The sequence below is a fragment of the Pseudarthrobacter sp. NPDC055928 genome (genome assembly GCF_042270935.1).
Classification (GTDB): domain Bacteria; phylum Actinomycetota; class Actinomycetes; order Actinomycetales; family Micrococcaceae; genus Arthrobacter.
Window position 1 is genome coordinate 1 of sequence record NZ_JBHJZH010000020.1, and the last position, 17,524, is coordinate 17,524.

A 17,524-nucleotide genomic window follows, 5' to 3' on the forward strand; every position below is an offset into this window, starting at 1 on the left:
GGGTCATCTGCCCGAAGTGGAACGGGGACGAGTTGCCATACGACGCGACCAGGTGCGGGACGGCCCTTTTCGGGTTTGACCAAAAGCCGGGCGGCGGCCGTCGCCCGGCGCTGCGGTCATGGTTGGGAAGAATCCTTGCCGGTCAGCTTGTTCCAGCGGGCCAGCAGACCCCACTTCGTGACGTTGATCATTGCTTCCACAACGATGTTTCCGCTCATCTTCGACGCACCCAGCTCACGCTCCACGAATGTGATGGGCCGTTCCTCAATCCTTAGCCCCATCTTCGCGACGCGCCAGGCGAGGTCGACCTGGAAGCCGTAACCCACGGAGTCCACCTGGTCGAGGTTCAGCTTTTCCAAAGTGGTCCTGCGGAAGGCCCGGTAACCGCCGGTGACGTCCTTGATCTTCAGGCCCAGCATGATGCGGGCGTAAGTGCTGCCGATCCGGGAAATGGCCTGGCGGTACAACGGCCAGTTGACCACGCTGCCGCCAGCGACCCACCGCGAACCCATCGCCAGGTCTGCGCCCTGGTCAATGGCGTCCAGGAGGAGCGGCAGCTGTTCGGGCTTGTGGGAGCCATCCGCGTCCATTTCGACCAGGACGTCGTAGCCGGCGTCCAAACCCCATTTGAAGCCCGCAATGTATGCAGCGCCAAGGCCTTCCTTACCCTTGCGGTGCAAAACGTGGACCTGGGAGTCTTCGGCAGCGAAGCCGTCAGCCAACTGCCCCGTCCCGTCAGGGCTGTTGTCATCGACCACCAGTACATCCGACGCCGGCACGGCTGCCCGAAGGCGTTGGAGGGTCTTGGGAAGCGATTCCAGCTCGTTGTAAGTAGGAATGATGGTGAGGACGCGCACAGAGAGCCTTTCCTGGATGAAAGCGGTCAGAGCACCTGGTGCGCAGCGGAGGCACTGGCAGGCGCAACTTCCCATTATAGAGTGATGCCCGGTGGGCCGTGTTCAGGAGCGGAGGGCCGGGTTGCAGTACAGCTCGGCTCCGTCACGGACCGTCTGCAGGCAAACGGGGTCCGTATCCGTGTCCAGGGCGGGGAGGAGGGGGGTGCGGGCACGGGGGTCGGTGCTCCACGACTGAACCCTGCCGTCAGCCACCTGGACCATAAGTTCTTCGACGTCCCACACGGCAAAACTTGCCGGTGCCCCCGGAACTAACTGCCCGGCCATGGGGTTGTGGTACTTCGCAGCCCGCCAGCCGGCGCGGGTGTGGCCAACGAAGGCGGCGCGGGCCGAGATCCGCTGATCGGGATTGTGGTGTTCCAGGCATGCGCGGACACTGGCCCACGGGCGCAAAGGCGTTACCGGGCTGTCGCTTCCGAAAGTGATGGGCACACCGGCTGAGTAGAACGAGGCGAAGGGGTTCATGCTGCTGCTGCGGCTGCCAAGGCGTTGTGCGTAGAGGCTTCCATCTGCCCCCCAGGCGGCGTCAAATCCAGGCTGCGAACTGACCGTGACGGAGTAGTGCGCCAGCCGCTCCACTGCCTTGGAATCTGCGATCTCGACGTGCTCAAACCGGTGGCCCGCAGACCGGATACGTTGTTCGCCCACTTCAGCGGCGGCAAGGTCCAGGGCCGCGAGGGCGGTGTCCAGCCCGGCGTCGCCTATGACGTGGAACCCGCCCTGAATTCCAAGTACGGAGCACGCGGCGAGATGGGCAGCAGCCTGGTCCACCGAAAGGTACAGGCTGCCCCGCTCCCCCGTCGCGTCGCTGTAGTCGGAACGGAGCGCCGCGGTCCTGGAACCGATGGAGCCATCGATATTCAAGTCGCCGGCAAGTCCACGGACGGGCACACCCAGTTCATCGAGGATCGACTGTGCGTGTTCCGGGGTCAGAGCCAGTTCTCCCCAGTACGGGAGGACCTCCGGCAACGCTTCTGATCCGGGCCAGCCAAGGTTCCAGGACGCAGCCAGTCGAAGGTCAGCCATCCCGCCAATGTGGGGTGCCCCCATTTCGGCGGCCGCGACGTAGCCGTTCGCTGCCGCCTCAGCCAGTGCGCGCCGCTGGTAGTTGCGCAAGGCTTCCTCCGGCAGGTTCCGGGTGGCCTGCCGGGCAGCGTTATGGGCCGCACGCTTTAGGTGGCCTTCCGGCGAAAATCCGTCCAGTTGTGCCAAGCCGGCGGTGGCGGTGAGGGAACGGGACACGAGGGCTGAGTGAACATCCACCCTGGACAGGTAGACAGGCCGGCCCTGCGCAGCGCGCTCAAGTTCATCGGCGGTGGGCAGGGAAGGATCGTGCCAGGTGGATTCGTCCCAGCCGTGTCCGAGCACGGTACCCTCCCCGGGCGCGGACTGGACTGCGTCCAGCAGCTCCCGGGCGGACTTGACCAGGCCGAGTTGGAGGGAATCCAGGGCGATCCCCGTTTCGGTCAAATGGATGTGAGAGTCGACAAATCCCGGCGCCACCAGGCCACCGTGGAGGTCGATGACCTCCATGGTGCTGTCAGCGATGGATGACGCCGCCTGCTCAGATCCAACCCACGCCACTGTTTCGCCGTCCACGAGCATGGCAGTGGCAAAAGGATCCGCCGCCGTGTACACGGAACCGTTGCGGTAAAGCACCACCTTGCGCTCGTTCGGGGACGGCGTGGCAGACTTTGCTTCGGTCATGTGTTGTAAGGCTCCTCGAGATAGTGGGCCGCGCGCGGAGGTGGCAGCGGCAGGTGGGTCAGACGACGGACGAGTAGGCCACCACGCCACGGCGGACCAAGGAAATGGCTTCGGTGCAGAGCCGGGCGAGGCGGGGTTCCAGCCCGGGAATCTTGGCGAGCTGGTCAAGCAGGTCGATGACCTGCTTGACCCACCGTACGAAGTCGCCTGCGGCAAGGTCCGTGCCGTTAAGCACCTCCTGCAGGTGCTTGCCCTTTGCCCACTTGTACATCGGCCACACCAGGCCCAGTTCCGGCTCGCCGGTCAAAGGAAGCTTGTTCTGTTCCTCCACATCCTCAAGCGAGGACCATTCCCGGATGACGACGTCCACGGAGGACTCCAGCGAGATGCTGGGCATCCGCGGCCGGAGCCCCCTGTCCTCGCGCTTGGCCTGGTAGACCAGCACGCTGGCAAGGGCCGCAACTTCGACGGCGTCCAGGTCGTCGAAAGCACCAAGTCGAAGGGACTGGGAGATCAGCAGATCCTTTTCACCGTATATGCGCCGCAGCCGCTGGCCGTCCGCGCTGATGGACTGCCGTCCGTCAGCCGTGGTTTCCAGGTAGCCGTAGGCCGAGAGCACGTCGCAGACGCGGTCGAACGTTTTGGCGATGGTGTTGGTCCGGCCCTGGATCTGCCTGACCAAGGCGTCGGTTTCCCGGCGCAGCTTCCACCAGCGTTCGGACCACCTGGCGTGGTCTTCACGCTCACTGCAGCCATGGCAGGGGTGAGCGCGAAGCGCCCGCCGGAGGTCAGCGATGCGCTTTTCCTGGTTGGGCAGCGCTGTAGCCAGGCCGAAGTCATTGTTCCGGCTGCTGGTAGCCGCAGGTGGCCGGTTCTCCCGCAGGGCATTCCGTGCTGACGAGGCAAGGTCACGCCGTGACTTGGGCACTTTGGCGTTGAAGGATTTCGGGATCCGGATCCGGGTCATGGGCGCAATAGGCCCTTCCAGATCCTCGGTCCCGATTCGGCGCAGCTGGTTGTCCAGCGTCAGGACGGCCGGCCGCGGTTCCCGGCTGCTGTGATCGGCACTCAGCACAATAGCCGGCCCTGGCGCGCGTCCGCCGGGTACATCCACAACGTCCCCCGGCAGCAGCCGCGCCAAGGAGTCGTCACTGAGTGACTTTCTTGCTCGCGACTTGCTCCGGGAGGTCATGTTTTCGGCGTCTGAGAGCTCCCGGCGCAGCCTTGCATATTCGGTGAAGTCCCCGAGGTGGCAGGTCATCGACTTGGCGTAGCCGGCCAGCGACTCCTCCCTGCTGCGCACTTGCCTGGCGAGGCCCACCACCGAGCGGTCTGCCTGGAACTGTGCAAAGGAGGATTCCAGGATTTCGCGTGCCCGGGCGCGGCCGAACTGCGCCAGCAGGTTGATGCTCATGTTGTAAGTCGGGCGGAAACTGGAGTTGAGCGGATATGTCCGGCGCGATGCGAGCCCGGCCACCGCCGTCGGATCCGTTCCTGGCTGCCAGAGCACCACAGCATGGCCTTCGACGTCGATTCCGCGCCTGCCCGCGCGGCCCGTCAGCTGGGTGTACTCCCCTGCTGTGATATCCACGTGGGCTTCGCCGTTGAACTTGTCCAGTTTCTCCAGGACTACGGACCGCGCTGGCATGTTTACACCCAGGGCGAGCGTTTCCGTGGCGAAAACTGCTTTGACCAGGCCCTCAACGAACAGTTTCTCCACGACCTCCTTGAAGGTGGGCAGCATTCCCGCGTGATGGGCCGCAAAGCCCCGGAGCAGGCCGTCCCTCCACGTCCAGAAGCCAAGCACGTCAAGGTCTTCGGAGGGGATGTCCTGCCCGGCCTCGTCAACGCGCTGGGCAATAATGCGCTGCTCTTTCTCCGTGGTCAGCCATAGCCCGGAGGAGACGCACTGTGCCACCGCTGCATCACAGCCGGCACGGGAAAAGATGAAGGTGATGGACGGCAGCAGGTCCTGCCGGTCGAGGCTGGCGATGACCTGGGGGCGGCTGGCCTTCCGGACGCCGACTGGCTGGGCGCCCTGGCCCGGCCTGTCGTCTCCGCGCTGCCTGTGCTGTCGGCGCTGGCTGCGGCCGCCGTGGCCGAAGCGTCCGCGGAAACTTTGCTGGCTCTCGCTCCTTGCCATGGCCAACAGGTCCGGATTGACCTCGAATCCACGGCCGGGCATCTCCTCCGGCACTGCTGCAGGTGCCGGTACTCCGGTCTCCGCGTCTGCAGGTGGGGCGATCTCGTCGAAAGTGGTCTCGCCGGCGAAGAGATCCACGATTTCCTTGCCCACCATGACGTGCTGCCACAATGGCACGGGCCGATGCTCCGAGACGATGATGTCGGTGTCGCCCCGGACGGTGTCCAGCCAGGCCCCGAACTCTTCCGCGTTTGAGACCGTGGCGCTCAGCGAAGCTACCTGCACCTCACTGGGCAGGTGGATGATGACTTCCTCCCACACGGCGCCACGAAAGCGGTCCGCGAGGTAGTGCACTTCATCCATCACCACGAAGCCAAGGTCATCCAGTGACGCGGAGTCGGCGTAGAGCATGTTACGGAGGACCTCGGTGGTCATCACCACCACCGGCGCTTCGCCGTTGATGCTGGTGTCCCCCGTCAGGAGGCCAACGTTTTCCGGTCCATACTTTTCCGAGAGCTCGGCGAACTTCTGGTTGCTCAAGGCCTTGATGGGGGTGGTGTAGAAGGCTTTGAGGTTGCGCTCGAGTGCGAGATAGATCGCGAACTCACCCACGATGGTTTTTCCGGCGCCGGTGGGTGCGGCGACCAATACGCCCCTGCCTTCCTGCAGGGACCTGCAGGCCTGGCGCTGGAAGTCGTCCAGCTCAAAATCGAGGGTGCGGACGAAGCCGCCCAGATAGCTCGCGGCCTCGGCTGTCCGCTCCGTGCTGGCCCGGTAACTCTCAGAGGGCGAGAGCTGCTCTGGAACGGTAGGCCGGGAAGGGAACGGACCCGCTGGGTGCGGCCCGGAAATAGAGGACATGACTCCAGCCTAGTGGGCGCGGGGCTACAGGTTCTTCAGTTGGTTTCCGGGCGTCGCGACGTCGGCTGTCGCCTCGGTCTCGGCTTCGCGCTTGGCCACTCGCCGGGCACGGCGCTTGTCGTTCAGCAGGCAGAGGCCGATGGCTGCGAAAAAGAGCACCAGCAAGGGCCCTGCCAGCATGAACATCGAGATAGCGTCAGCACCGGGGGCGGCGATGGCCGCGAGGACGAACACCAGGAATACAGTGATCCGCCAGGCCTTAAGGATGGTCCGACCTGTGACGATGCCGGCCATGTTGATCCCTACCAAAACCACCGGGACCAGGAAGGCAAACCCGAGGACAAGGACCATCCTGGTGACAAAGTCGATGTAGTCCCTGGCGTCGATGATGTTGGAGAACCCGGCGGGGGTGAATTGTGTGAGGGCGCGGACGACCTGTGGGACCACAAGCCAGCCTGCCCAAATGCCGGCAAGGAAGAGCGGAACGGCGGCAGCCATGTAGCCCAAGGTGTAACGGCGTTCAGTGCTGGTCAGTCCCGGGGTGATGAAAGCCCACAGCTGGTAGATCCAGATGGGACTCGAAATGACCAAGCCGATGATGAGAGACATCTGCAGCTGGAAATCGAATGCCGACCCGATGTTCGAGAAGTTGACCGACGATACTCCACCGGTCTGCTGTGCGATCCGGTCCACCGGCTCCTTGAGGGCCGACAGCAGCGGGTTATAAAGTATCCATCCGCCGATCGCGCCGACCAGGACACCGATCCCGGACTTGATCAGCCGGTTCTTGAGTTCCTTGAGGTGGTCCCAAAGGGCCATACGGCCCTCAGGGTTGGCTTTGCGGCCCCTCGTCAGTGCCACCGTGGGTTAGGCGCGGTTCGACGGCGGTACATCAGTACCGTCCGTCGCGTCACCGGGCTTTGCCTGCGGGTGGTTGACGATCTTGCCCTCCACCGGTCCGGTCGTGTCAGCGGGGGTTTCGGTCTTGCCGTCGTTCTTCATTTCCTTGACCTCGGACTTGATGATCCGCATGGACTGGCCAAGGCTGCGAGCCATGGCAGGAAGCTTAGGGGCGGCGAAGAGCAGCAAAGCAACAACGATAATAATGACGATCGGCCAGGGGCCATCAAAGAGTCTTCCCACGGGAATTCCTTTCCTCTTAAAACATCCTACGTCTAAGTGAAGTCCAGATCGCCAAGCGACTGCCGCTGGCCACGGTCAGTCCTGCGCTGGACCCGCCTCAGGCGGCGGTCTTCCCGGCGGGCTGATTTGGATGTGTGGTAATCATGTCGCATTTGCACCGGAGAGGCAAAAACCGCTGCACCCGGAAGGGTTGCCGGTGGAGCCTGCGACGGCGCAGGGGCGGGGCTGAAATGACCAAGCTTCTCCCCGGCTGCGCCCAGATCCTTCAGCGTCGCCATGAACTGGCGGAACAACCGGATGCCCAACAGGACATAAAACAGCACAGACACCGCAACAAGCGCTATCCAGATAAGGATCCAAGACCACCAAGGCATGCTGAGAAGTCTAGCCGCCGTACCGGGTCAGTGCCGCCGCAACCCAGGCGCGGGACTGGTCGGCAAGCTCCCGTGGCTCCAGGATGCGCACCGCCCCGCCGTGCTGTGCTACGAACATTGGCAGCCACGCCGTGTTGCCAAAGCGGATTTCAGCCAGCAGACCGCCGTCGGGCAGGGGCGAAGTCCGCTCGGCGTAGTAGTCCTCTGCCAGCCCGGCGCCCCGCCTGGTGAGCTGGACTGTCACAGTCGTGTCGTCGTCGTTCGGTGTAAACAACTTGGCCGGGAAGCCTTCGTTGGGCTGCAGCATTGTCGACGCCGCGTTGCCGTTCGGGTGCAGATCCTGCACGCCGTCAAGACGGAAGTTCCGCAGGCCTTGGGCGGAGTGGCAGTAGGCTTCGAAGTACCACGTATTGTCCAGCGAATAGAGCCGAAGGGGGTCCACGTTCCGTTCGGAAACGCGGTCCCGCAGCGGCGACAGATATACCAGGCGAAGCTGCGACCGGGACTCGATTGCTTGGCGGACGACGTCCAGCGTGGCCGAATCAGCGGGGCCGACCTCCGGCCCGGCCAACGTTCCCGCGCGCAGCCCTTCCTCTCCGGCTGCAGCCATCAGTTTCAGGGTGACCGACTCCAGAGCGCCGCCTTCAGCGAGTTCCGGCAGCCCGTTCAGTGTTTCCAAGCCCGTCAGGAGTGCGCAGGCTTCCTCCACGGTGAACCTGACCGGTCTTTTGAGGTCCAGGTCCTGCGTGATGTAAACGTGGTCGTCCTCCCACTGGATATCCAGGAGGTCGTCAGGATATCCCTCAGGCAGCCCGGAGCAGATCAGGATCTGCAGGTCCCCTTCAAGTTCCTTGCGCGTGACGCCAAACCGTTCAGCGACCTCCTGGATGTGCAATCCCTGGTTGTGGACGAGAAACGGAACAAGCTGGAGCATGCGTTTGAGCTGGTCTTCGGAAGTCCGGGTCCGGACGCTGCCCGGCCGGGGCTGGTTCGGGAAGTCAATGACCGGAATCGGAGCCGCACAGAAGTCGGCTGCGGCCCGCAGCCGGCGCCGGACAGCTGTGACGAGGTCATCAGGCGTCACAGCGGTGGCGTCCGGACCGTAGGAGGCCAGTTCCTCTGCAAGTACCTCCACGTCCCGGTACTGGACGCTCAGGCGGTCGTAGCCGGCGTCGGGCGTTCCCGATGGGCCAATGTCGCCTGACAGGGCCCGCTGGCGAAGCCCCAGCAAGCGGCCGACCCGCACATCCACCTCGGCGGTCCGGAGCGGCAGTTCCGGCAGCCGGTCCAGCTCCGCCCGGATGTTGAAGTCCGCTGGCGGCGAGTAGCGCTCTTTATCCAGGACGGTGACGGCGCTGGTCAGACGGGACAGCCGGAAGTGCCGAGGAGCCTGTCGAGTCCGGTCGTAGCCGGCAAGGTACCACTGGCCGAAGCGACTGCCCAGGCCCCACGGTTCAACGGTCCGCTGTTCTTCTTTCCCTGTACTTCCCGCGAGGTAGGAAAAGGAGACCGGGTGCTGGGCGTGCATGGCTGCCACGAGGTCGTCGAAGGCCTTTCCGGCGGGTTTGATCCGCGGCTGGACCCCGAGAGGCAGTTCAACGTCAGTGAGGCGGCTGGACGCCTGGAGCTTTCGCAGGGCATTGGCCGCGGCGGTGCCCAGGGCCGCACGCTCCCAGAGCTGCGAGGCCAAGAGAATCACCGTCCACTCCCCTGGGCTGAGTTCGACGTCCGGAAGCCGGTTGGACTCCTTGCCGATCCGGTATCGCGTGGTTGCGGGGTCGTCCTCGCTCCATCCGAGGTCGGTGACGGTTTCGACGTCGAACCCGAAGTTTCGCAGGTCAGTCTTGTCTCGTTCGAACATCCGCCCGAAAGATACGTCGTTGCCGGCAACGTCACGGTAGACCGTTTCGCGCAAATCGCTGCGGTGCAGGCCATACCTGGTGTTCAGGAGGGCTATCAGGAGATTAAGCAGGCGTTCTGTACGGGATGGGGACACCCTCGCTACGTTACTAAAATCCGCGGGGGAAAGCAGAAGGCGCGGTAATGAACGGATGAGCTCATCCGATCATTACCGCGCCCTGGGGCCTGGAGGGCTCCGCTTAGCGGACGCCCACGAGGTCGACGACGAAGATCAGGGCTTCGTTGGGCTTGATCGCTCCCCCGGCACCGCGGGAGCCGTAAGCCAGCTCCGAGGGGATCTCCAGGCGACGACGGCCGCCAACCTTCATGCCCAGCAGGCCCTGGTCCCAACCCTGGATGACCTGGCCAACGCCGACCCGGAAGTCCAGCGGAGCGCCCCGGCCCCAGGAGGCGTCGAATTCCTCGCCCGTGGACCAGGCGACACCTACGTAGTGGGTGGACACGGTGTCGCCGGCTTTCGCTTCGGCACCGTCGCCCTCAATGAGGTCGGTGATGACCAGTTCCGTGGGAACATCGCCTTCCGGGAAGTCAATTTCCGGCTTCTGGCGGTCGAATTCGCGCTGACCAAATGACATGCTTGCTCCTTTTATTTGTTGGGCGGGTGAAGTTTGCCTGAAGTCTTGCCGGGCCCGGTTTGGGGCCCGCGATGGGGCTATTTGGCGCCGAGGATATCCACGACGAAGACAAGGTCGCCCTTGGCTTCGCCCTGGCCTGCATCACCATACGCGAGGTCCTTGGGGATGACCAGAAGGACCCGGGAGCCCACCGTCTTGCCTGCAAGGCCCTTGGTCCAGCCCGGAATGACGCCGGTCAGCGCGAAGCTGGCCGTCTCGCCACGGTCAAAGCTGGAGTCGAATTTGGTGCCGCCAACCAGGGTGACGCCCACATAGTTCACCGTCAGTGTGTCGGTTTCCTTGACTTCCGCGCCGGTGCCCTTGATCAGGTCCTGGGACACGAGGGCAGTCGGGGCTGCGACACCCTCAACGGAGATTTCCGGCACGCCTTGGTCGTTGTCTTTGACCGTGGGGAGGCCGGCGGGCGGGGTCACTGTTTCACCCTCGGGCTTTTCGAGCACCGGGGTTACATCCGTGGCGGAAAGTACCTTAATCAGCAGCAGCTGGGTGGGCTGCGCTGCGGCGCCTTCAGCGGCTGCCGCCTTGCCAGGAATGGCCAGGGCCAGGGTCGAGCCGATCTTGGAACCGACAAAAGCGTTATAGATGACGGCGCCGCCGGTCTTTAGCTCCTCGTTCAGTTCCAGGGGCTCGGGTTCGCCTGCGTAGGTGTCTTCGAGCGTGGCCCCGTCAGTGCCGTTCAGGGCGAGGATGGAAATGTTGGCCACCTGGTTCGCCTTGAGGGAATCGCCGGTGCCTTCGGTGACGACCTTGATGGTGGGCTCCGCTACGTCCAGCGGCTTGGTGAACTCAACACCGGGAGCTTTTTTGTCCCCGTTGTCCGTCAGTTTCAGGGAGTCGAACTTGGCAGTATCACCTGCGGACTGGCTGGTGGGCTCCGGTGCTGCGGGCGTCCCGCCTCCACAGGCGGTAAGCAGCAGCAGACCGGGGATAAGGATTGCTAGTAGTCGGCGCACGTAAGAACTTTCGTCGGGGCAGGATGGACGCTGCACCGGAAAATATCGCTCGGCGCAGCTCAGGACCGAAGAACGGCCCCATCCAGAATAGCCCCTGAAGCTGGGTGTCAGCCCATAGAGTCCAGGAGCGCATCCACACGGTCATCAACGCTTCGGAACGGATCCTTGCAGAGGATGGTCTGGTGGGCGCGGTCATTGAGTTTCAGGTGCACCCAGTCAACTGTGTAGTCCCGGCCGAGTTCCTGGGCACGCCGGACGAAGTCGCCGCGCAGTTTGGCGCGCGTGGTCTGCGGCGGAGCGTCCACTGCATCCTTGACCACGGTGTCGTCCACCACGCGGCGGACGGCGCCCCTGGACTGTAGGAGGTAGTACAGCCCCCTCGTCCGGGAGATGTCATGGTAAGTGAGGTCCAATTGTGCGATCCGCGGTGCATCAAGGCCGAGCCCGTGCCGTTGCCGGTAGTTGTCCATCAGCTTCTTTTTGATGGCCCAGTCGATCTCGGTGTCAATCGAACTGGTGTCTCCGCTCTCGATGGCCCTCAACGTCCTGCCCCACAGGTCCAGTATCAACGGCACGTGCGGGTTGTGCGCCCCATGCTCCTGGACGAAAGCAGTGACCTTCGTCAGGTACTCCTGCTGGATCTCCAGGGCTGTGAGTTGGCGTCCGTTGGCCAGCCGGACCAAGGCCCGTCCACTGAGGTCGTGGGAGATCTCCCGGATGCTCCGGATGGGGTTCTCCATGCGCATGTCGCGCATGATCACACCCGCCTCGATCATGCGGAGGATCAGGTCCACCGTTCCCACTTTGAGGAGGGCGGTGGTCTCGGACATGTTCGAGTCGCCCACGATCACGTGGAGCCTGCGGAAGAATTCGGCGTCGGCGTGGGGCTCGTCGCGGGTGTTGATGATCGGACGGGACCGGGTGGTGGCCGAGGACACGCCCTCCCAGATGTGGTCTGCACGCTGCGAAAAAGCGTAGGTGGCGCCGTGCGGGGTCTTGAGGATTTTTCCTGCGCCGGCAATCAGCTGGCGCGTCACGAGGAAGGGAATGAGGATTTCGGCGAGCCGGGAGAATTCCCCACGCCGGGGAATCAGGTAGTTTTCGTGGCTGCCGTAGGAGTTGCCGGCGGAATCGGTGTTGTTTTTGAACAGGTAGACGGTGCCGTTGAAGCCTTCTGCCGCCAGCCGGGACTGGGCTTCGTCCACGAGGTCATCGAGGATCAGTTCGCCGGCCCGGTCATGGGCGATCAGCTGCGCGAGGTCGTCGCACTCGGCGGTGGCGTACTCGGGGTGCGATCCCACGTCGAGGTAGAGGCGTGAGCCGTTGGTCAGGAAGACGTTGGACGAGCGTCCCCAGCTGACTACCTTGCGGAAAAGGTACCGGGCCACCTCTTCCGGGGCCAGCGGCCGCGAATCGGGGCTCGAATACGAAATGCCGAATTCGGTCTCGATACCGAAGATCCTCTTGTCCATCTCAGTCCTCCTCAGCCAGCAGCGCCGTGATGTCGGGGTCGTTCAATCGTCGGAACGCACGCCGGGACCCGCGCGAGCTCTCCGAGAGCCGGTCCAGGACAGCGACTTCCACCGCCGTGGCCGGCAGCGCGCCGGCTTCGGCGTCGGTGACGAGTCCTCCCATCGCCAAGCGGATCGCTCCCGGGAAACGCAACGAAGCGCGCCAGCCGTCCGCGATGGCGGCAGAGACCCGGTCCGCCTGGCCGCCCATCACGATGAACCCCTGTTCGTCTGCGATGGACCCGTCAAACGTCAGGCGGTAGAGGTGGTCCTCTTCCTGGGTCTGGGCGACTTCGGCGACTGCCAGCTCCACCTCGAAAGGCTTCTGCTCTGCAGTGAACACTGCGCCAAGGCTTTGGGCGTAGACACTGGCCAGTCCGCGGGCGGTGACGTCCTCGCGGTCGTAGGAGTAGCCCCGGACGTCGGCATACCTCACCCCGGCCTGCCGGAGACTCTCGAACTCGTTGTACTTTCCAACGGCGGCAAAAGCGATTTTGTCGTAGATTTCGCCGATCTTATGCAGGGACGGCGAGGGGTTCTCGGCCACCAGCGCGATGCCGTCCTGGCAGCTGACCACCACGACGGACCTGCCGCGGGCAATGCCTTTCCGTGCGAAGTCCGCACGGTCCTTCATCAGCTGCTCGGGGGAAACATAAAACTGCTGGGTCATTTCTAGGCCTCCCGCCGGGCGATGGTCCGCGCTTCAATGATGCTGCCTGCAACCGCAGCGAGCTCGGACTCGGGTACGCGCCGGGCTCCGCTCCGGCTGACGGTATACACCACGGGCCACAGTTGGCGGACGGGGTCGGGGCCGCCTGTGGCAGAGTCGTCGTCGGCTGCGTCGTAGAGGGACTCGACGGCGACAGCGACCGCTTCGGCTTCGGTCAGGTTGGGCCGCCAGAGTTTCTTCAGGGCGCCGCGGGCGAACACGGAGCCGGAACCGACCGTGTGATGTTCGCGTTCTTCGTACCGGCCGCCGGTCACGTCATAGGAAAACAGCCGGCCCAACCCCGCGGCAGTATCAAATCCGGCGAAGAGGGGCACCACCGCCAGCCCCTGCAGCGCCATGGGCAGGTTCCCCCGGATCATGGCCCCCAGTCGGTTGGCCTTACCTTCGAGGCTGAGCAGCGTGCCCTCTATTTTTTCGTAATGCTCAAGTTCAACCTGGAATAATCGGGTGAGGTCGATCGCGATGCCGGCCGTGCCCGCAATGCCAAGCACCGAGTAGTGGTCGGCCGGAAACACCTTCTCGATGTGGCGGCTGGCAATGACGTTGCCCATGGTCGCCCGGCGGTCTCCGGCCATCAGGACTCCGCCCTCGTAGCTCAAAGCCACGATGGTGGTGGCGTGCGGCACCTGCAGCGGCGTGGCGGCTGCCCCGGCGGGTAAGTCCCGGTTGTACGGAAGCAGTTCCGGCCGATCCCGCTGCAGATGCTCGGTGAACGAGGATGTCGCGTTGGCGGCTACCTGGTGGGCGGTCGGTTCCTGCACTGATGCACTCCTTCAACGTAGTAAGTCAACGTCTTGCCAGATCTGCGGCCGTCCGCGGCTCCCGCCGCCTTGTCGGACCGGTTACTGACCGCCCTTTTGGACGAACGCCCGAACGAATTCTTCGGCGTTGGATTCCAGGACGCCGTCGATTTCGTCAAGGAGGTCATCCACGCCCTGGGTCGCTGCGGATGCCTGCGCTTCGGGCGGCGCGGGAGGGGCCTCCGGCACGTCCTCTTCGACCTGGCTGTCGTGCGACTGCGGCTGCTGCTGCTCCTGGCCTGCCATTGTTATCTCCCTCTTCCTTAAAGCTCGGGTCCGGGTGGAACATCCGATACGCCCATATTGCCACGCTCCGGGGCTGCCGGGGTGGTTTACGCCCCCGGCGGATTGGTGTTATGTCCGAGCAGTTCTGCCAGGAAAGGACCAGCCTCCCGGTGCCGGGCAAACAGGCCACTTGTCAGTGCTTTGGTCCCCCTCAGCGGCTCGCGGGTGGGCACCCGCTGGAGACGTCCGTAGCCCGGCACATCGAAGATTACCGAGTCCCAACTGGCCCCCACGACATCCTTCCCGAAGCTGCTGACGCAGCGGCCGCGGAAGTAGGCCCGGGTGTCCGACGGCGGTTCCGTGACCGCTGCGGCGATGTCGGCGTCGTTCACAATCCGCTGCATCCGGTCCCTCGCCAGAAGGCGGTAGTAAAGGCCCTTCTCTGGCCGGATGTCCGCCCACTGGAGGTCCACAAGGCCCAGCCTGGCATCGTCCCAGGCAAGTCCGTCCCGATCCCGGTAGCCGTCAAGGAGCGAGAGCTTGGCGAGCCATTCGACCGAGGAAGCCGCTGCCGACCTGTCGCTGTCGAGCTGCGTCAGGGTGTTGGCCCAGCGCTCCAGCACCTCGTGCGTGTGGCCGTCGCCGTCGAGGGCGTCGGAAACCCCGGTGTCCTGGGCGAGCTTTGCCGCTGCTTCGTGGTAGATCCACTGCAGGTCCAGCGCAGTGACGCGGCGCCCGTCCAGCAACCGCAGCTTGGTGGTCAGGGACGTGTCATGGCTGATGGCCTGCAGTGCGGCGACCGGTTCATGCACCTCCAGCTTCGGTGCCAGGCCCGCCTCGATGAGACTGAGGACCATGGCAGTAGTGCCGAACTTGAGGTAGTTGGACGCCTGGCTCAAGTTGGCGTCGCCGATGATGACGTGCAGCCGGCGGTACTTGTCCGCCGTGGCATGCGGTTCATCGCGGGTGTTGATGATGGGCCGCCGGATGGTGGTTTCAAGGCCGACCTCCGCCTCAAAAAAATCGGCCCGCTGGCTGATCTGGTACCCCGGAACAGAACTGTCCTGGCCCAGGCCCACCCTGCCCGCGCCGCAAAATATTTGCCGCGTAACGAAGAAGGGCGTCAACCCGCGCACGATGTCCCCGAACGGAACGGAGCGTGGCATGAGGTAGTTCTCGTGCGAGCCATAGGACACGGACTTGTTGTCCGTATTGTTCTTGTATAGGTTTACCGCGGGCAACTCGGGGTCCATGGTGAGCCGGCGTACCGCGGCCAATGCCACCAGGTCGCCGGCGGCGTCCCACGTCACGGCGTCGCGGGGGTTGGTGACCTCGGGGCTTGAGTACTCCGGGTGGGCATGGTCCACATACAGGCGGGCGCCGTTACCGAGCACCATGTTCATCAGCAGTGTCCCGGACTCGTCCTGTCCGTCCAGTTCCAGTTCTTCGCGGCCGTAGGCAAGGGCGACGGCCTCCGCATCCAGGACCGGCGGCTGGTCCGTGAGCTGGCTCGGGTGCGCCGAGGCCCGGTCAAGGGTCCAGCCGCGGGCGTCGTGCAGCGGCTCCTCATCCGTGTAGTCCCACCGCGTTTCGGCGCCGCCGGCCGCGCGCTGGCGTGTCACCTGCGCATATGCCTGCACTACCCGGGCCGACATCATGGTGGCGTTAGCCGAGGGAGCAGCTGGAGCGTGGATCCCGTATTCCGTCTCCGCACCCATAACCCGCATGGCCCCGCCGACGGGGAGTGATCCTCCGCTGGCGGGTTCCGCAGCAGCCGTCACAGGTACTGTCCTGTGCTGGGCATCGTTTCGATGGACTTCCCGGGTTCCTGTCCGGCCTTGCCCTGGACGATGGTCCGGATATAGGTGATCCGCTCGCCCTTCTTGCCCGAGATGCGGGCCCAGTCATCCGGGTTGGTGGTGTTCGGCATATCCTCATGCTCGCGGAATTCGTCCACGACGGCCCGGAGGAGGTGCTCGATCCGCAGGCCCTTCTGGTGGAGGGTCAGCAGGTCCTTGATGGCATACTTCTTGGCCCGGTCCACAACGTTTTGGACCACCGCCCCGGAGTTGAAGTCCTTGAAGTAGAGCATCTCGGTGTCCCCGTTGGCGTACGTGACTTCCAGGTATTCATTGGACTTCTCCGTGGAGTACATGGCTTCCACCGTGCGCTGGACCATGGCGTCCACGGTGGCCTGGACATCGCCGTCGTATTCGGCAAGGTCAGACTCGTGGAAGGGCAGGTCCGTGGTGATGTATTTGTTGAAGATGTCCGCGGCTGCTTCGGCATCCGGCCGCTGGATCTTGACCTTGACGTCCAGCCGGCCCGGACGAAGGATCGCGGGGTCGATCATGTCTTCGCGGTTGGACGCGCCGATGACGATGACGTTGTCCAGGCGCTCCACGCCGTCGATCTCGCTCAGAAGCTGGGGCACGATGGTGGTTTCGACGTCGGAGGAGATGCCCGTACCGCGTGTGCGGAACAGGGAGTCCATTTCGTCGAAGAACACTACAACGGGGCTGCCGTCCGAGGCCTTTTCACGCGCACGGGAGAAGATCAGCCGGATGTGGCGTTCGGTTTCACCGACGTACTTGTCCAGCAGTTCGGGGCCCTTGATGTTGAGGAAGTAGCTCTTCAGGTCGACGTTCCCGGACCGCTCCGCTGCCCGGGCTGCCAGCGAGTTTGCCACCGCCTTCGCGATCAGGGTCTTACCGCAGCCCGGGGGGCCGTACAGCAGAATGCCTTTGGGGGCCTTCAGTCCATGCTCGCGGTAGAGGTCTGGGTGAAGGAACGGCAATTCGACGGCGTCGCGGATCTGTTCGATCTGCGGGCCAAGCCCGCCGATGTCCTCGTAGGTGATGTCGGGAACTTCCTCCAGGACCAGGTTCTCAACCTCGGACCGCGGGACTTTCTCCAGCGCATAGCCTGTCCGCGAATCAATGGATAGGGCGTCCCCAACCCGGAGCTTTTCGCCCAGCAGGGCGCCTGAGAGCCTGATGACCCGTTCTTCGTCGGCGCGTCCGACGACGAGGGCCCGGTCCGTGCCCAGCATCTCCTTCAGGGTTGCCAGCTCGCCGGCGCGTTCGTAGCCAAGGCCGGCAACAATCAGAAGGGCCTCGTTGAGGAGGACTTCCTGGCCAACGGCCAGCTGGCTGATGTTGACCAAGGGGCTGATGCCTACCCGCATCTTCCGGCCGGCATTGAAGATGTCCGCTGATTCCTCGGTGGTGGCTTGGCCGCTGTTGCCGGCGGACGGCTGGCGCTTCGGATTGAGTTGGAGAATGGTGCCGAAGCTGTATGGCGGCTGCCCCTCCTGGTCGAGGGCGTTCTTGAGCCGCAGGATCTCCGCTTTCGCGGCTTCCAGCATGGTGACCAGCTTGGCGTTGTTCTGTGTTGCGGCCGCGAGTTGGCGGTCAATGTGCCTGAGCTTGTCCCGGAGGATGTTGACCTGCCTGTCAGCAACAGACAAATCATTAACGGCAGACTGCTCTGCCGGTGTACGTCCGGAGTCCTGGTTCGGAGTCTCCATGATGCATCAGCCCCTTCCTGCGCTTCTCTTAAGACCTTAGCCCCAAGTTGGCAGGTACAGCTGAAGACTCCCGAAATCT

Annotated in this window: 15 protein-coding genes; all 15 read right to left on the reverse strand. The window is 64.1% G+C overall.

The genetic code is table 11. The features are described from left to right. Window positions 1-116: 116 nt before the first annotated feature. The 15 genes from ACFC25_RS19765 to arc all read right to left on the reverse strand — a co-directional run bounded on the left by ACFC25_RS19765 (window position 117) and on the right by arc (window position 17,445). Window positions 117-857 carry a polyprenol monophosphomannose synthase gene (locus tag ACFC25_RS19765; protein ID WP_337348258.1) on the reverse strand — a complete coding sequence of 247 codons (741 nt, stop codon included), beginning with the start codon at window positions 855-857 and terminating at the stop codon, window positions 117-119. A 102-nt stretch (window positions 858-959) separates the two neighbouring features. Continuing rightward, a complete protein-coding gene (locus ACFC25_RS19770) occupies window positions 960-2,621 on the reverse strand; it encodes an amidohydrolase (protein WP_376048328.1) in 1,662 nt (553 codons plus the stop codon). 58 nt (window positions 2,622-2,679) lie between these two features. After that, window positions 2,680-5,625 (reverse strand): DEAD/DEAH box helicase, encoded by a 2,946-nt coding sequence (locus ACFC25_RS19775; protein WP_376048331.1) that lies wholly within the window; start codon window positions 5,623-5,625, stop codon window positions 2,680-2,682. Window positions 5,626-5,649: 24 nt separating this feature from the next. Continuing rightward, window positions 5,650-6,444, reverse strand: a complete 795-nt coding sequence (tatC, locus tag ACFC25_RS19780; RefSeq protein WP_337348261.1) for a twin-arginine translocase subunit TatC — start codon at window positions 6,442-6,444, stop codon at window positions 5,650-5,652. Window positions 6,445-6,492: 48 nt separating this feature from the next. After that, on the reverse strand, window positions 6,493-6,768 hold the full coding sequence (tatA, locus tag ACFC25_RS19785) for a Sec-independent protein translocase subunit TatA (protein ID WP_337348262.1): 276 nt from the start codon (window positions 6,766-6,768) through the stop codon (window positions 6,493-6,495). Window positions 6,769-6,800: 32 nt separating this feature from the next. After that, window positions 6,801-7,142: a hypothetical protein gene (locus ACFC25_RS19790; protein WP_337348263.1), complete on the reverse strand. Its 342-nt coding sequence runs from the start codon at window positions 7,140-7,142 to the stop codon at window positions 6,801-6,803. 10 nt (window positions 7,143-7,152) lie between these two features. Beyond that, window positions 7,153-9,138 carry a helix-turn-helix transcriptional regulator gene (locus tag ACFC25_RS19795; RefSeq protein WP_376048334.1) on the reverse strand — a complete coding sequence of 662 codons (1,986 nt, stop codon included), beginning with the start codon at window positions 9,136-9,138 and terminating at the stop codon, window positions 7,153-7,155. Window positions 9,139-9,241: 103 nt separating this feature from the next. Beyond that, entirely contained in the window at window positions 9,242-9,637 is a 396-nt protein-coding gene (locus tag ACFC25_RS19800; protein WP_337348265.1) for an FKBP-type peptidyl-prolyl cis-trans isomerase, read from the reverse strand. Between the two features lie 77 nt (window positions 9,638-9,714). After that, window positions 9,715-10,650: an FKBP-type peptidyl-prolyl cis-trans isomerase gene (locus ACFC25_RS19805; protein WP_337348266.1), complete on the reverse strand. Its 936-nt coding sequence runs from the start codon at window positions 10,648-10,650 to the stop codon at window positions 9,715-9,717. 107 nt (window positions 10,651-10,757) lie between these two features. Next, on the reverse strand, window positions 10,758-12,122 hold the full coding sequence (pafA, locus tag ACFC25_RS19810; protein ID WP_337348267.1) for a Pup--protein ligase: 1,365 nt from the start codon (window positions 12,120-12,122) through the stop codon (window positions 10,758-10,760). Window position 12,123: 1 nt separating this feature from the next. Next, the gene (prcA, locus tag ACFC25_RS19815) at window positions 12,124-12,831 is read right to left on the reverse strand and encodes a proteasome subunit alpha (RefSeq protein ID WP_376048339.1); all 708 of its coding nucleotides are present in this window, start codon (window positions 12,829-12,831) and stop codon (window positions 12,124-12,126) included. A gap of 2 nt (window positions 12,832-12,833) precedes the next feature. After that, window positions 12,834-13,652, reverse strand: a complete 819-nt coding sequence (gene prcB / locus ACFC25_RS19820) for a proteasome subunit beta (RefSeq protein WP_337348269.1) — start codon at window positions 13,650-13,652, stop codon at window positions 12,834-12,836. Window positions 13,653-13,733: 81 nt separating this feature from the next. Continuing rightward, window positions 13,734-13,937 carry a ubiquitin-like protein Pup gene (locus tag ACFC25_RS19825; protein WP_337348270.1) on the reverse strand — a complete coding sequence of 68 codons (204 nt, stop codon included), beginning with the start codon at window positions 13,935-13,937 and terminating at the stop codon, window positions 13,734-13,736. An 86-nt stretch (window positions 13,938-14,023) separates the two neighbouring features. Next, window positions 14,024-15,643, reverse strand: a complete 1,620-nt coding sequence (dop, locus tag ACFC25_RS19830) for a depupylase/deamidase Dop (protein WP_337348340.1) — start codon at window positions 15,641-15,643, stop codon at window positions 14,024-14,026. 50 nt (window positions 15,644-15,693) lie between these two features. Then, window positions 15,694-17,445: a proteasome ATPase gene (gene arc / locus ACFC25_RS19835; protein WP_337348271.1), complete on the reverse strand. Its 1,752-nt coding sequence runs from the start codon at window positions 17,443-17,445 to the stop codon at window positions 15,694-15,696. Window positions 17,446-17,524 lie beyond the last annotated feature (79 nt).

Coding starts and splice junctions, on each gene's coding strand:
- ACFC25_RS19770 (WP_376048328.1), bottom strand. CDS start 2,621: ATGACCGAAGCAAAGTCTGCCACGCCGTCCCCGAACGAGCGCAAGGTG.
- ACFC25_RS19800 (WP_337348265.1), bottom strand. CDS start 9,637: ATGTCATTTGGTCAGCGCGAATTCGACCGCCAGAAGCCGGAAATTGAC.
- ACFC25_RS19825 (WP_337348270.1), bottom strand. CDS start 13,937: ATGGCAGGCCAGGAGCAGCAGCAGCCGCAGTCGCACGACAGCCAGGTC.
- pafA (WP_337348267.1), bottom strand. CDS start 12,122: ATGGACAAGAGGATCTTCGGTATCGAGACCGAATTCGGCATTTCGTAT.
- ACFC25_RS19775 (WP_376048331.1), bottom strand. CDS start 5,625: ATGTCCTCTATTTCCGGGCCGCACCCAGCGGGTCCGTTCCCTTCCCGG.
- dop (WP_337348340.1), bottom strand. CDS start 15,643: ATGCGGGTTATGGGTGCGGAGACGGAATACGGGATCCACGCTCCAGCT.
- tatC (WP_337348261.1), bottom strand. CDS start 6,444: ATGGCCCTTTGGGACCACCTCAAGGAACTCAAGAACCGGCTGATCAAG.
- prcA (WP_376048339.1), bottom strand. CDS start 12,831: ATGACCCAGCAGTTTTATGTTTCCCCCGAGCAGCTGATGAAGGACCGT.
- ACFC25_RS19790 (WP_337348263.1), bottom strand. CDS start 7,142: ATGCCTTGGTGGTCTTGGATCCTTATCTGGATAGCGCTTGTTGCGGTG.
- arc (WP_337348271.1), bottom strand. CDS start 17,445: ATGGAGACTCCGAACCAGGACTCCGGACGTACACCGGCAGAGCAGTCT.